Raw genomic sequence first — 13,589 nt, 5'->3', positions numbered from 1 at the left:
CCCCCAGAGTGCGATCTAATTGATTAGCAAGCAACGTCCCGCCAGCTTTCCCTGGCAAAGGTCAGTAACCGAGTCTCAACATCCTTATGTATGGTTTTAACATCAAGTCGGTGAACCTGTGATATCCTGTCATTCTTCCATCTTCTAGCAAACTTCCTCGGGCAGGTTTTTTGAGTTCACCTAGCGGCCCACTGATCTGTGTCTTTTTAAAATCGATATTTCTTATTTTAGATGCGTTGTTGACAATATAGTCAAAACTAACTTCAATTTCGTTACATTCTGCCATAGCATATAAAATAGCTTCCCTGATTCTATGCCCACCCTTATGCCCAGTTGCTTTATCTATTCTAGTCTGATAGTCATCTCTGTATCTTGTAATTATAAATTCAATTGCATCATTTATATCACTGCTTTCCAATCGATGTCGACTTGCCCTAAAGGCATGCAACACTGACTGTTTTCCAATCCAGTGTGCATAACGTGCATATCCGCAGCAAAGTGATGCAATGTGATCGAGATCAATTTCTGAATAGTCAAACCCTACAGCTGACCAACCCTTGGTAAATATCTGTTTTACTTCTGAATCGTGTAGTTTTTCCAACATTTGATCCGCGAGCCTGTCACGTAATGACTGATCCAACGAAATCAATTTTGAAACTTCTTGGCTTATTCCAGCATAGATTATTTTTGAATTTGTTTTTAACGAGCCAGACAAATCAGACATTTTTTTGCCTAGGTGAGCAAGAAGCTTCTTAATGTCATCATTCTTTATCTTTTCAAGATCGTCAAGAAACAAAACACAGTCAAGTTTCATCAATGCTTCTGCTACTGCATCAACATCAGCGTCATTGTGATATGGCACAAAAACTTGTTCATCTATTTTTTTACTATTTGCACCGAAAGCGCCTTTAAATGTTATTAGGTTCCATATCTTAACTCCAGCAGATGTCAACACAGATGTGCCAGATTCATAAGTCTTCTTATCTGTTGTTACTTTTTCAAAACCAAGCTTTTGCATTATCTTTGGAAAAAGATTGCTTTCAGTAATACCATCATCAAACCCAAACCGATAATAGGTCAAGCCTAATTTGTCGAGCGTTGACCAGACCAGTGAAGACTTACCTACACCTGTTGGCCCATAAACCATTACTTGGAAGCCAGGCTCATGCAAGGCATCCCGAAAATTAGTATCAACCCTATCTCGTTCAACGTAATTATGAATTGCAGGACGTGCTGGCGTAAAATGCTCATCCAGGCTATCCCGAAGTTCCTGTTCAGTCATAAACAATCTCCGCCAAAAGTAGCCTCATTCGAGTCACAGTTGACTTTAAACTATTTTTCGAAAAACATATCTGAATGTTTTTCTGCCCCGTGACTTTCTCAACAATCTACACGTGATGAGGATGGTGGTCAAATTTTCTAATGATTTCATGGAGAGACTTGCACAGGCTCTGGATGGGACGGAATAAAGAGGGGGTGACGCATCACATGGCGTCACCCCCTCTGCAAAAGGTTCTACCGATGCCGGATACTCAGCGCACGTGCTCCTCCGGATAGGCGCCGATGGAGTGGATGGAGAGGTCGGCGCCGGCGAATTCCTCGTCTTCGCTCAACCTGATGCCCACCGTCTTGTTGAGGATGCCGTAGACGATGAAGCCGCTGGCCAGGGCGAAGAGGATGGCCGACAGGGAGCCTGCCAGTTGGGAGACGAAGCTGACCCCCCCCATTCCACCCAGGGCCTTCTGGCCGAAGATGCCGGCGGTAATGCCGCCCCAGGAGCCGATCACGCCGTGCAGCGGCCAGACCCCCAGAACGTCATCGATCTTCAGCACCTCCTGCTCCAGGTGGAAACCGTAGACGAAGATCAGCGAGGCGATCATCCCCACCACCAGGGATGCCAGGGGGTGCATGATGTCGCTGCCGGCGCAGACGGCGATCAGGCCGGCCAGGGCGCCATTGTGCACAAAGCCGGGGTCGTTCCTGCCTGCCACCAGGGCGGCCAGTATGCCCCCCACCATGGCCAAGAGGGAATTGACCGCCACCAGGCCAGAGATCTTTTCCAGGTTGCCGGCGCTCATGACGTTGAAGCCGAACCACCCCACCGCCAGGATCCAGGAGCCCAGGGCCAGGAAGGGGATATTGCTGACCGGGATGGGGTGGGATTTGCCGCGCACGTAGCGCCCCATGCGGGGGGCCAGGATCAACACCGCCGGCAGGGCGATCCAGCCGCCTATGGAGTGCACCACCACCGATCCGGCGTAATCGTGAAATTCCGCTCCCCCCAGGGACTTGAAGAACCCTTGCAGCATCGAGGCGTTCTGGCCCCAGATCAAGGACTCGAACAGCGGGTAGCAGAGGCCGGCGAAGATGGCGCCGGCAATGACCTGGGGCCAGAACTTGGCCCGCTCGGCGATGCCGCCGGAGATGATGGCGGGAATGCAGGCGGCGAAGCAGAGCAGGAAGAAGTAGTGCACCAGGTCGTAGCCCTGGTTCGGCCCCATGAGATCGCTGGCCGGTTTCAGGAAGGATATGCCGTAGGAGATGGGGAAGCCGATCAGGAAGTAGACGACTGTCGAAACCGCCCAGTCGGTGAGGATCTTGACAAAGGCGTTGACCTGGTTCTTCTTGCGCACCGTGCCCACCTCCAGAAAGGCGAAGCCGGCGTGCATGGCAAACACCATGGCCGCCCCCAGCATCAGAAACAGGACATCGGCGCTGCTTTTCAGGCCCGTCATCGTCGACATGGTCTCCATACATACCCCCGTTGGTATCTCGTGAATATATGCCCTTCTTTGGGCATGCCGGGGGGTGATTAAGCAAAATGAGGGCCAACTCGTTTTTTTGCGCAACGGCCTTGTCACGACCGGCGGGAAGATGGATCGAATCGCATCGGCTCTGCACTGATATTGGGCGTCGCGCCGAAAAAACAGGCAGCACCGTCGTGGCGTTGCCCAGGCGTTAGACGCCTGCCTGCTCGCCCCAGAGAGGCGTGGTCCGGCGCTGGACCCACGGCGGGCTTTTCATTCCGCGCACAACCGGCTAGTATGTGGCCCATGGCTCTTGAGGACAAGATACGGCAACTGCCGGCCGCGCCGGGCGTGTACATTATGCGCGATGCCGGGGGCGAGATACTGTACGTTGGCAAGGCGCGCAGCCTGCGCCAGCGCGTGCGCTCCTACTTCGGCGCGTCAGCCGATTCCCGTTATCAGGTCAGGTTCCTGATGGCCAGGTGCGTCGACATCGACATCGTGCTGACCGATACGGAGAAGGAGGCCCTGCTGCTGGAGAATACGCTGATCAAGCAGCACCGCCCTCGCTACAACCTGGACCTGAAGGATGACAAGACCTACTTCTCCCTGCGCTTGGACCCGGCCGAGCCGTTCCCCCGCTTCACCCTGGTGCGCAAGATTCCCCGTGACTCGGCCCGCTATTTCGGTCCCTATGCCTCGGCTTCGGCGGCCCGGGACGTGCTGCGCCAGCTCCTGCGCATGTTCCCCCTTCGCCACTATCCCCTGACCCGCTGCATGGCCCGCAAGCGCCCCTGCCTGTACCACCAGATCGGCCAGTGCAGCGCCCCCTGCGCCGGCCTGGTCACCGCCGCTGACTACGCCACGCTGGTGGAGGGGGCCATGCTCTTTCTGGAGGGGAAGAGCAAGCAGCTGGTGGCGGAGTTCAAGCGCCGCATGCTGGAGGCTTCCGACCAGCTGCGCTTCGAGGAGGCCGCCCGCTGGCGCAACCTGCTGCGCTCCATCCAGGTCACCGTGGAGAAGCAGAAGATGGTTACCCGTGGCGGGGACTGTGATGTGCTCGGTTTCCACCGTGATGGCCCGCGGCTGCAGCTGGCGCTGCTCTTCATCCGTGGCGGCGTGCTCACCGGGAGCCGCCAGTTCAGCCTGAACTGGGAGCTGGATGACGCCGAGGGGATCGCCTCCTTCCTGCGCCAGTACTACCGGGAGGGGACCTTCATTCCGGATGAGATCCATCTGCCGCTGGAGATCGAGGACGGGGCGCCCCTGGCCGAACTGCTGTCCGAGTCCAGGGGGAAGAGGGTCGTCATAGCCCGGCCGCTGCGGGGCGTCAAGCGCGAGCTGGTGGAGCTGGCCGGCAAGAATGCCGCCACCCAGCTTAGGGAGCGGGACGAGAAACAGGCCGCGGCTGATGCCGTGCTGGAGGCGCTGCGGCAACGGCTGAAGCTGACGCGCCTGCCGCGGCGCATCGAGTGCTATGACATCTCCACCATCCAGGGGCGCTTCTCCGTGGGGAGCGGAGTGGTCTTCAGCGAGGGCCGCCCCGACAAGCCCCACTACCGGCGCTACCGCATCCGCCATGTGGAGGGGCAGAACGACTTCGCCATGCTGGCGGAAGTCTTTTCGCGCCGCTTCAGGCCGGAGAAACTGGAGGCGGAGCCGCTGCCCGACCTGGTGGTTGTTGACGGCGGCATCGGCCAGCTGAACGCCGTTGCCCAGATAATAGCTGAGCTGGGGCTGGAAGGGCGCATTGATCTGGTTTCGCTGGCCAAAAGCCGGGTGGAGCGGGATGCGGAGGCGGAGGAGCTGCGCAAGAGCGACGAACGGGTCTTCCTGCCGGGGCGTAGGAATCCTGTGGTGCTGCGCCAGAACTCGGGCCCGCTTCTGCTCCTGGCAGCCATCCGCGACGAGGCGCACCGCTTCGCCATCGGCTACCACCGCACCCTGCGGGGCAAGGAGGGGATCGCCTCGGCCATCGAGGGCGTAGCTGGTATAGGTTCAAAGCGGCGCGCCGCGCTTTTGAAGCGCTTCGGCAGTCTGCAGTTGCTGAAGCAGGCCAGCCTGGAGGAGATCGTCGCGGTTGAAGGAATGAGCCGGACAACGGCGGAAGCCGTCTTCGACTGGTTGCACGGAGAGAAAGGTGAGGAGTGAGGCCCGCAAGAACTACTCGGCATTCCGGGCATGAAAAAGCCCACCTGGTCAATCAGGTGGGCTTCGTTTGTGAGTGTTATTCCCTTTTCGGGCATCTATCCGATTCATGCTCTGATCGGATCGTGGTTACCGCCTATGTGTGCATCGAGTCGGGTGGAGAGTCTTCCATGTAACAGATAAAACCTCCTTTTGATTGTGGCTTTTTCATCCCTATGGTTGAACTATAGCTGCCCCGATGCGGAAAAAACAGTCTGTTTAAATTATTTTTGTACGCGTATACTGGCCAATTGTGAGCCTGGCCTGAAAGGTCTCCCGCGCCTGACGGGATTCCGGACACCCCGCGTTGCCGGCGGTATCGTCTCCCGGCCGTTTCAGGACGCTTTGCTCCTGGCATAAATTGGAGACGATGATGCCGCATGCAGGGCACTCCCCCTGACCTCCATGGGCCGTCACCAGGGGATCGTCGGGACCGCGTGCCGCATAGCCGCAGTTGGGGCAGTTCACGGTTTTCTCCGTTGCCGGGGATACCGGAGAAGAAACAGCCGTCTCCAAAGGCACCGCCTCAACCCTGCAAGCTCCCGCCGCCCCCTCGATGAGATCCCGGAACGCATGGGCTGAGCCTTGATCCAGCCCCGACTTCACCACCAACGGAACCCGTTCCAGCGCCTGCCCGACCTTCTCCGGCGAGGCGCGAAAGGCGCGGGCCAACTGCTGCCTCACCACCAGGGGGTCGGTGCCGGAAGCGACACCCAAAAGGACGATGCGATAGCTGCTCTGTTCCATGTTCCCCCCTCCCCGACGCGTCGCTGACTGCCTCGCCGCACGCTGCGGCCCCCTTGTTATGTGCCCCCACAAAACCGATAACGCAACGTTTTACAAGGAAAAAAATAGCCGTTCCGACGCCCGGCACCCTTGCAATCCCGTTCTCCATCTGGTAAAGGATACCTTCCTGAATCCCAGGGAGGTGTCGATATGAGAGAGTTGTACAGCACCGCGGAATCCATTCTGCGACAGACCTTCCTCGGCATCAGCCTGAGCCGCTTCGCCGGGGCCTTTCTCGTACTGTTTCTGTCATTTATCCTGAAGAAGATCCTCAACCACCTGTTTTTCAAGGTTGTCTTTCCCCTGGCAGAGAAGACCAGGAGCCGCTACGACGACCTGTTCTTCCAGGCAATCCGCCAGCCGGCCGAGTGGCTGCTGGTGATCATCGGCTTCATTGTAGCGATCCACGTGCTGCGCCTGCCGTCCCAGCCGATGGACCTGAAAGGGGGAGCCATATCCCTGTTCAAGGTGCTGGTGACCTTCGACTTGGCCTGGGCGCTGTACAACCTGGTGGGGCTGGTGGAAACCTTCCTGGAGGGGTGGGTCCGCAAGACCGAATCGACCCTGGACGACCACCTGCTCCCCTTCGTGCGCAAGAGCATCCGGGCGTTCGTCGTCTTCCTTGCCTTCATCATGACCATCCAGAACCTGGGCTACTCCATCTCCGGCCTGCTGGCCTCCTTCGGCATCGGTGGCCTGGCGGTGGCCCTGGCCGCAAAGGACACCCTCTCCAACATCTTCGGCTCGCTGATGATCCTGCTCGACCGCCCCTTCCATGTGGGGGACTGGATCAAGGCGGGTGACCTGGAGGGGATCGTGGAAGAGGTGGGGTTTCGCTCAACCAAGATACGTACCTTCGAGAAAACCCAGATCACCGTGCCGAACAACGTGATCGCCAACCTGGCAGTGGACAACATCAGCCGCAGACCGAACCGGCGCATCAATATCACCGTCGGCGTAACCTACGAGACGAAACCGAAGCAGATGAGGCAGGCGGTCAACCAGATCCGTACCATGCTGCGCGAACATCCGGCCATCGATCAGGATTTCTTCCTGGTCAACTTCACCGACTTCGGCGCCTCCTCCCTGGACATCATGGTCTACTGTTTCACCAGGAGCGTGGTCTGGGGCGAATACCTGGAGACCCGCCAGGATGTCAGCCTCAGGATCATGGAGATCCTGGACGGCCTCGGCCTGGAGATCGCCTTCCCCAGCCGCAGCATCTATATCCGTGGCGGTGAAGATCGGTTTGAACCGGAGACAGGGCAACTCCCCCGTGAGGCAGAAACGAATTGAACGTGTCCAACGCCCCCCGCTTCAACCTGCTGACCATCCTTGGTCCCACCGCCTCGGGCAAGACCCGGCTGGCCGTTAATCTGGCCCGGGAACTGGGGGGGGAGATCATCTCCGCCGACTCCCGCCAGGTTTTCCGGCGCATGGACATCGGCACCGGCAAGGACCTGCACGAGTACGGCGAGGTCCACCACCACCTGATCGACATCCTGGAGCCGGGGGAGGAGTTCAGCGTGTTCGCCTTCCAGCGGCTGTTCCTTGAGGCTGTGGGGGATATTTGCGGTCGGGGGCGCTTGCCGCTCCTCTGCGGCGGCACCGGCATGTACCTGGACGCGGCGCTCAGGCGTTACCGCATGCATGAGGTCCCCGAGGACCGGGAGTGGCGGGCTTCTCTGGAGGGGGTCGGCGACGGGGAGTTGGCGTCCCGCCTGCGTGAATTCCGCCCCGGGCTGCACAACAGCACCGACCTCGTGGACCGGCAACGCACCATCCGCGCCCTGGAGATAGCCCGCTTCCAGGCGGACTGCGCAGGGGATGACGAACCGTTTCCCGATCTGCGCCCCCTGGTGATCGGCATCCGCTGGGAGCGGGCCGAACTGCGCCGCAGGATTACGGAGCGGCTGCGCCAGCGCCTGGAGAGCGGAATGATCGAGGAGGTGCGGCGGCTGAACGACGGGGGGGTGCCCTGGGAGCGGCTGGACTACTACGGCCTGGAGTACCGCTTCGTGGGGATGTATCTGCGGGATGAACTTAGCCGCAACGACCTGTTCCAGAAGCTGAACAGCGCCATCCATGACTTCGCCAAGCGCCAGGAGACCTGGTTCCGCAGGATGGAGCGCAACGGGGTGGCGATCAACTGGGTCGACGGTGGGGGAGGTCCCCTGAGCGAGGCACGGCGGGTGATTCTGGACAACAGCTACCATCTTGCAACCGGCAGGTGAGGCTGTCCGTAGCGAGCGACTTATCCATGATCCGTCGTGGTTCCCGGCGAAATGCAGCGGAAGGCAGCCGGACTGTCTGAGCCCGGAGGGCGAGTTTCCGGCTGTCGCGGAATGAGCCGTGGAACCACAGGATCAGGGATCTGGAGCGAACGAAGGACCGCCTCATCTGCCGAATTTTGGGTTTAGTGCATTGCTGCGTAAAGCAGAAAGATCAGACCAACTCCAGGGCGTTGAAGAAGTAGGCGATCTCGAAGGCGGCGGTTTCCGGGGCGTCGGAGCCGTGGGCCGAGTTCTCGCTCAGGCTGAGGGCGAAATCCCTGCGGATGGTGCCCGGTTCGGCGTTGGCCGGATTGGTGGCCCCCATCAGCTTTCGCCAGTCGGCGATGGCGTTTTCCTTCTCCAGGCAGAGCACGATCACCGGGCTGCGGGACATGAAGTCGCACAGTTCACCGAAGAAGGGTCGTTCCCGGTGGACGCAGTAGAAACCTCCGGCCTGCTCCTTGCTTAGTTTGATCTTCTTCATGCCGACGATGGTGAAGCCGTTGGCCTCGATGCGGTCGATGACCGTGCCGGCCAGCCTGCGTTCCACCGCATCCGGCTTGATGATGGCGAATGTCCGTTCCATGGTTCCTCCCCTGATTCTGTAATGGCAGAGTCACCGGATACCACCCCGCTTCCGCAACTGTCAAGGGTTTTGCCTCCCCGCGGAGCAGCCGGGTCCTATCTTCTCCCCCGCCCTTGCGCTTTGCGACCACAATCATTACTATTACGGGAACCGGAACGGCATCAACACCCGCACGAAGTGAGGAACCGACTATGAACACACTGAAGACGACTTTCCTGATGGCGCTGCTTACGGTCATGATGGTCATGCTGGGGGGGGCGCTGGGGGGCAGGAACGGCATGACCCTGGCTTTTGTCATGGCTGCCGGTATGAACTTCTTCTCCTACTGGTTTTCGGACAAGATGGTGCTCTCCATGTATGGGGCGCATGAGATCAGCGAGCGGGACGATCCGCGCTTCTACGGCCTGGTGCGCCGCCTGGCCCAGCGGGCCGGCCTGCCCATGCCCAAGGTGTATGTGATCGATTCCGATACCCCCAATGCCTTTGCCACGGGTCGTAATCCCGAGCACGCCGCGGTGGCGGCCACCAGCGGCATCCTGCGCATCCTCAGCGAAGAGGAGTTGGCCGGGGTCATGGCCCACGAACTGGCCCACGTCAAGAACCGCGACATCCTGATCCAGACCATTGCAGCCACCTTTGCCGGCGCCATCACCTACATGGCCCACATGGCCCAGTGGGGCGCCATGTTCGGCGGCCGGGGCGATGATGACGACGGTGGGGGCATGGGTGCGCTGGTGATGGCCATCCTGGCACCTCTGGCCGCCATGCTGGTGCAGATGGCCATCTCCCGCTCCCGCGAGTACGGTGCCGATGCAGGTGGAGCCAGCATCTGCGGTAATCCGCTCTCCCTGGCCAATGCCCTGGCAAAGCTGGAGATGGGCAACCGCCAGATTCCCATGCATGCCAATGCCGCCACGGCGCACATGTTCATCGTAAACCCCCTGACCGGTGGTGGCCTGATGACGCTCTTCTCCACCCATCCCCCCATGCAGGAGCGCATCGCGCGTCTGCAGGAGATGGCCCGGATGGGCCGCTCGTGAGCGCCCCCGACCTGAAGCGCTCCAACCCGCGCCAGTCGGCCTGCTCGGTCCTGCTGCGGATCCAGCGAGAGGGATGCTATGCCGACCAGCTCATGGACCGCGAACTGGAGTCCGGCGGGCTTACCGGCCCTGACCGGGGCCTGTTCGCCGAACTGGTCTTCGGCGCGCTACGTCGCCAGGGAACCCTGGACCACATCCTCTCCAGCCTGCTCACCCAGCCGCTCTCCCGGCTGGAACCGCAGGCGCTGATCCTCTTGCGGGTGGGGCTGTACCAGCTGGTCTACCTGGACCGAATCCCCGAATCAGCGGCGGTTAACGAGTCGGTCAATCTGGCCAAGAAAACCCTGCCCCGCGCCAGCGGGCTGGTGAACGCCGTGCTGCGCAATTACCTACGCCGCGGGGATGACATCCCTTTCCCCGATCCGCTGGCGATGCCTGCCGAATCCATCGCCGCCCGCCATTCCCATCCTCTCTGGCTGGTGAGGCAGTGGATCGACCAGTTGGGCGTTGAGGAGGCCGAGGCTCTGGCAGAGGCCTCGTCGCGCCAGGCGCCCCTGGCCCTGCGCGCCAACACGCTGGCCATCAGTCGGGACGACCTGCTGGTGAAGTTTTCCACCAACGGCATCCAGGCCACTCCCTGTCGCTTCTCTCCCCACGGCATCCTGGTGGAGGGCCGGCACCAGATTACCTCCCTGCCCGGCTTTCACGAGGGGCTCTTCGCTGTTCAGGACGAGGCCTCCCAGATGGCGGGACTGCTTCTGGACCCGCGTCCGGGGGAGCGGATACTGGATGCCTGCGCCGCGCCGGGGGGCAAGGCCACCCACTTGGCCCAGCTGATGAATGATCGCGGCGAGCTGCTGGCCATGGACGTCTCCGGCGTCAAACTCCCCCTGATCCAGGAGAGCGCCCACCGGCTGGGAATCAGCATCATCCGTACCCGCAGGGCCGACCTGCTCAACAGCGCGGCGTTTCCCGTCGACTCCTTCGACAGGGTCCTGCTGGACGCCCCCTGCTCCGGCCTGGGAGTCATCCGCCGCAATCCCGAGGCCAAATGGCGGCTCCGGCCGGAGGATCTCACCCGTTTGGCCGAGACCCAACGGCGCATGTTCGCCAACGCGGTCAGAATGCTCAAGCCGGGCGGCAGGCTGGTCTATTCCACCTGCTCCACCAGCCGGGAGGAGAATGAGGCCGTGCTGCACGCTTTCCTCTCCCGCCAGGATGGCGTGATTCTGGAAGACCTGAACCAGGTCTACCCCTGCTGGAGCGAACTGTTCACCCGGGAGGGGATGCTGCGTTCCTGGCCCCATTGTCATGGCATGGACGGCTTCTTCGCCGCCAGGCTCATCAAGCGCTAAGTACCACCAACTACACATCAGGGAGTATTGCACCCATGAAGAAGATAGCCCCTTCGATCCTCTCCGCCGATTTTTCCCGGCTGGGCGAAGAGATCCGCAGCCTGGAGGCAGCAGGCGCCGACTATGTCCATGTGGACGTCATGGACGGCCATTTCGTTCCCAATATCACCATCGGCCCGCTGGTGGTGGAGGCTGCCCGCCGGGTGACCGACCTGCCGCTGGACGTGCATCTGATGATCGAGAACCCCGATCGCTACATCCCGGACTTTGCCGCCGCGGGCGCCGATATCATCGTGGTGCACGCCGAGGCGGTATACCATCTGCACCGCACCGTGCAGCTGATCAGATCCCTGGGCAAGCGTCCCGGCGTTGCCCTCAATCCGGCCACGCCGCTGCAGTGCCTCGAGTATGTGCTGGACGACCTTGATCTGGTACTGCTGATGACGGTTAACCCCGGTTTCGGCGGACAGAGCTTCATCGACGGCTGCCTGCCCAAGATCCACGCCCTGCGGGCCATGCTGGACCGCCGCGGTTGCGAGGCTGAATTGGAGGTGGACGGCGGGGTCAAGATCTCCAACATCGCCCAGGTGTCCCATGCCGGCGCGGACGTGTTCGTGGCCGGCAGTGCGGTCTTCGGCAGCCAGGACTACGGTGCTACCATTGCCGAGATGAAGCGTCTGGCCCGGGAACCGCTTTTGTAAATTGTTTTCTGCGACGACGGGTTGCGCCGTCTCGATACCGGCTCTCCAGGGGGTGTTCCCGGCGTTGGGGCTGATTTTGAAATTGTGTTTGGCGGTGAATTGGGATACAAGCGTGTATGCACCTTTTGCCCGCCATGACGGTCACCGGCTGCTCAGGCCGATCTGAAAGCACCGTTCCCCCCCGTTACGGGAAACTCTTTTCCGGAATCCGTGTGCCGCGGAGAGCGCGCACGCGGTCGACGTCGCTCCATGGCCGACCGCAGGATGCTGCACGGAGCTGTGATAGCGCCGTCTCGTGTCGGGTAGAACCATTGCCACACCAGATGCCACGCATGGTGCATCTGCGCCACTTCCCATTCGCCCCCTTCCTGTCCCCGGGCGCCGGAGTGGCGTTTTTTTATTCCATACGAACGGGCCGCGGGCCCGGGGAGAAATGCCTGTGAAAAAAGTGTCACTATTGAAATATGCCGCTTGTCTGCTGTGTGCTTTTGTCCTGACCGTTGTCGCCTCTGTCCCGTCCCGGGCCGCTCAGGTCACAAAGCTGAACCAGCCCCCCCTGTCGGAACGCTGGTTCGGCATCTTTGTTGATAACGAGCGGGTCGGCTTCTACCACCAGAAGATCACGGAAACCGCGGACGGATACCGCATGGAAGGTGACGGCAGTGTCAGCCTGAAGGTGATGGGCTTCTCCAAGGAGGCCAGTGCCCGGGAAATCTACCAGGTAAGCAAGATGCTCAATCTGCGCTCCTTCGAGATCGAACAGAACATCAACGGCACGTTTACCCGTCTTTCGGGCAAGGCCGGTGGCTCCCTGCTGCGCGTGCGGAGCGAGAGCAACGGAAAGAGCAGGGAGAGGATGTTCCGCTTCAAGGGGGAGATCTACCCCGGCCCGGCACTCAACATCTATCCGCTGATGCAGGGCGTGACCGCCGGCAAGAGCTACCAGGTCCTGACGTTCGACCCGGAGGAGGTCAAGGTAAAGGAAGTCAAGATCACCGTTCTGGGTGAGGAACAGACCCCTGACGGCCAGACCGGCCTGAAGCTGCGCAACGACCTCTACCCCTTTGTGAGCAACGACATCTGGGTGGATGCCCAGGGCAACACGATCCTGGAATCTGTGCGCGATGGCCTGGTTATGACCAGGGCCGAGGACAGCAGGACGCTGGGCGCATTCGTGGGCATGCTGGCCATCAATCGCAAGGACCTGATCCATGACTTCAGCCTGGTGCGGGCCGAACCGCCCCTGAAAAACCAGGCCAGGCTCACCGGTCTGTCCGTGGAGATCAACGGCTGGAACGATAGTCTGGCGCTGCTGCAGGAGGGTGGGCAGGTCGTGGAAAAGTCGGGGGAGGGGCGCATCATTGTCAGGACCGGTTCCGCGCTTCCCGTGCAGCAGCAGGGGGGGGCGGTCGATTCGGACGCTATCCGGGAGAAGTATCTGAAACCGGCCGACATGATCGAGTCCGCTGCCCCGGAGATGAAGGTCCAGGCCAGGAATCTGGCTGAAGGCAAGGCGGGGCAGACGGAAATCGCCCGCGCCCTGGCCAGTTGGACTGCCGACTGGCTGAAGGACAGTCGGGATGACGGCGGCAGCGCCCTGGCCAGCATGAAGTCCCGTAGCGGCAACTGCCAGACCCATGCCCGGCTCTACACCGCCCTGGCCCGCGCGGCCGGCATTCCCACCCGCTTCGTGTCCGGGCTGGTCTCCCTGGAGGGGAAGGGCTTCCTCTACCACAGCTGGGCCGAGAGCTGGCTGGACGGGCGCTGGGTCAGCGTGGACCCCACCTATAACCAGCTTCCGGCCGATCCCACCCACCTCAAGTTCTTCGAGGGGCATACTCCGGCGGATATGACGCCGCTGATCGCCATTATCGGCAGGATCGGCATCAAGGTGCTGGAGGCAAAGTACTGACA

Annotated in this window: 11 protein-coding genes; 7 read left to right on the top strand and 4 right to left on the bottom strand. The window is 60.6% G+C overall.

Features of this window, described 5'->3' with window-relative positions; translation table 11 throughout:
• Positions 1–61 precede the first annotated feature (61 nt).
• The gene (locus PPRO_RS16185) at positions 62–1,282 is read right to left on the bottom strand and encodes an AAA family ATPase (protein ID WP_011737061.1); all 1,221 of its coding nucleotides are present in this window, start codon (positions 1,280–1,282) and stop codon (positions 62–64) included.
• Positions 1,283–1,532: 250 nt separating this feature from the next.
• Positions 1,533–2,753 carry an ammonium transporter gene (locus PPRO_RS16180; RefSeq protein WP_041532383.1) on the bottom strand — a complete coding sequence of 407 codons (1,221 nt, stop codon included), beginning with the start codon at positions 2,751–2,753 and terminating at the stop codon, positions 1,533–1,535.
• A 300-nt stretch (positions 2,754–3,053) separates the two neighbouring features.
• Here PPRO_RS16180 and uvrC point away from each other — a divergent pair, with 300 nt between their 5' ends.
• Positions 3,054–4,898, top strand: coding sequence for an excinuclease ABC subunit UvrC (gene uvrC / locus PPRO_RS16175; protein WP_041532916.1), 1,845 nt, complete (start codon positions 3,054–3,056; stop codon positions 4,896–4,898).
• A gap of 255 nt (positions 4,899–5,153) precedes the next feature.
• Here the strand turns inward: uvrC and PPRO_RS16170 are convergent, their stop codons facing one another.
• Positions 5,154–5,681 (bottom strand): hypothetical protein, encoded by a 528-nt coding sequence (locus tag PPRO_RS16170; protein WP_011737058.1) that lies wholly within the window; start codon positions 5,679–5,681, stop codon positions 5,154–5,156.
• A 189-nt stretch (positions 5,682–5,870) separates the two neighbouring features.
• Between PPRO_RS16170 and PPRO_RS16165 the strand changes: the two genes are divergently transcribed.
• Both PPRO_RS16165 and miaA read left to right on the top strand, forming a co-directional pair.
• Entirely contained in the window at positions 5,871–7,016 is a 1,146-nt protein-coding gene (locus PPRO_RS16165; protein ID WP_011737057.1) for a mechanosensitive ion channel family protein, read from the top strand.
• Entirely contained in the window at positions 7,013–7,954 is a 942-nt protein-coding gene (gene miaA, locus PPRO_RS16160) for a tRNA (adenosine(37)-N6)-dimethylallyltransferase MiaA (RefSeq protein ID WP_011737056.1), read from the top strand. The genes PPRO_RS16165 and miaA overlap by 4 nt, the downstream gene beginning before the upstream one ends.
• A gap of 211 nt (positions 7,955–8,165) precedes the next feature.
• Here miaA and ndk read toward each other — a convergent pair whose 3' ends face one another.
• Positions 8,166–8,579 (bottom strand): nucleoside-diphosphate kinase, encoded by a 414-nt coding sequence (gene ndk / locus PPRO_RS16155; protein WP_011737055.1) that lies wholly within the window; start codon positions 8,577–8,579, stop codon positions 8,166–8,168.
• Between the two features lie 191 nt (positions 8,580–8,770).
• Between ndk and htpX the strand changes: the two genes are divergently transcribed.
• The 4 genes from htpX (at position 8,771) to PPRO_RS16135 (ending at position 13,587) form a co-directional block, all read left to right on the top strand.
• A complete protein-coding gene (gene htpX, locus PPRO_RS16150) occupies positions 8,771–9,619 on the top strand; it encodes a zinc metalloprotease HtpX (protein WP_011737054.1) in 849 nt (282 codons plus the stop codon).
• Positions 9,616–10,974, top strand: a complete 1,359-nt coding sequence (gene rsmB, locus PPRO_RS16145) for a 16S rRNA (cytosine(967)-C(5))-methyltransferase RsmB (protein ID WP_011737053.1) — start codon at positions 9,616–9,618, stop codon at positions 10,972–10,974. Before htpX ends, rsmB begins: the two co-directional genes overlap by 4 nt.
• Positions 10,975–11,009: 35 nt before the next feature.
• Positions 11,010–11,675 (top strand): ribulose-phosphate 3-epimerase, encoded by a 666-nt coding sequence (gene rpe, locus PPRO_RS16140; RefSeq protein WP_011737052.1) that lies wholly within the window; start codon positions 11,010–11,012, stop codon positions 11,673–11,675.
• Between the two features lie 433 nt (positions 11,676–12,108).
• Complete coding sequence (locus PPRO_RS16135) at positions 12,109–13,587, top strand: transglutaminase-like domain-containing protein (RefSeq protein ID WP_011737051.1); 1,479 nt, start codon at positions 12,109–12,111, stop codon at positions 13,585–13,587.
• The last annotated feature ends 2 nt before the right edge of the window (positions 13,588–13,589 follow it).

The sequence above is a fragment of the Pelobacter propionicus DSM 2379 genome (genome assembly GCF_000015045.1).
In the GTDB taxonomy this organism is placed as follows: domain Bacteria; phylum Desulfobacterota; class Desulfuromonadia; order Geobacterales; family Pseudopelobacteraceae; genus Pseudopelobacter; species Pseudopelobacter propionicus.
Note: the sequence above shows the minus strand (reverse complement) of the source record. Positions and strands in the feature narration are given on the sequence as shown.

Bases quoted from the DNA above. Each gene is read 5' to 3' on its own strand.
- PPRO_RS16185 (WP_011737061.1), bottom strand. From the start codon at position 1,282: ATGACTGAACAGGAACTTCGGGATAGCCTGGATGAGCATTTTACGCCA.
- PPRO_RS16180 (WP_041532383.1), bottom strand. From the start codon at position 2,753: ATGGAGACCATGTCGACGATGACGGGCCTGAAAAGCAGCGCCGATGTC.
- uvrC (WP_041532916.1), top strand. From the start codon at position 3,054: ATGGCTCTTGAGGACAAGATACGGCAACTGCCGGCCGCGCCGGGCGTG.
- PPRO_RS16170 (WP_011737058.1), bottom strand. From the start codon at position 5,681: ATGGAACAGAGCAGCTATCGCATCGTCCTTTTGGGTGTCGCTTCCGGC.
- PPRO_RS16165 (WP_011737057.1), top strand. From the start codon at position 5,871: ATGAGAGAGTTGTACAGCACCGCGGAATCCATTCTGCGACAGACCTTC.
- ndk (WP_011737055.1), bottom strand. From the start codon at position 8,579: ATGGAACGGACATTCGCCATCATCAAGCCGGATGCGGTGGAACGCAGG.
- htpX (WP_011737054.1), top strand. From the start codon at position 8,771: ATGAACACACTGAAGACGACTTTCCTGATGGCGCTGCTTACGGTCATG.
- rpe (WP_011737052.1), top strand. From the start codon at position 11,010: ATGAAGAAGATAGCCCCTTCGATCCTCTCCGCCGATTTTTCCCGGCTG.
- PPRO_RS16135 (WP_011737051.1), top strand. From the start codon at position 12,109: ATGCCTGTGAAAAAAGTGTCACTATTGAAATATGCCGCTTGTCTGCTG.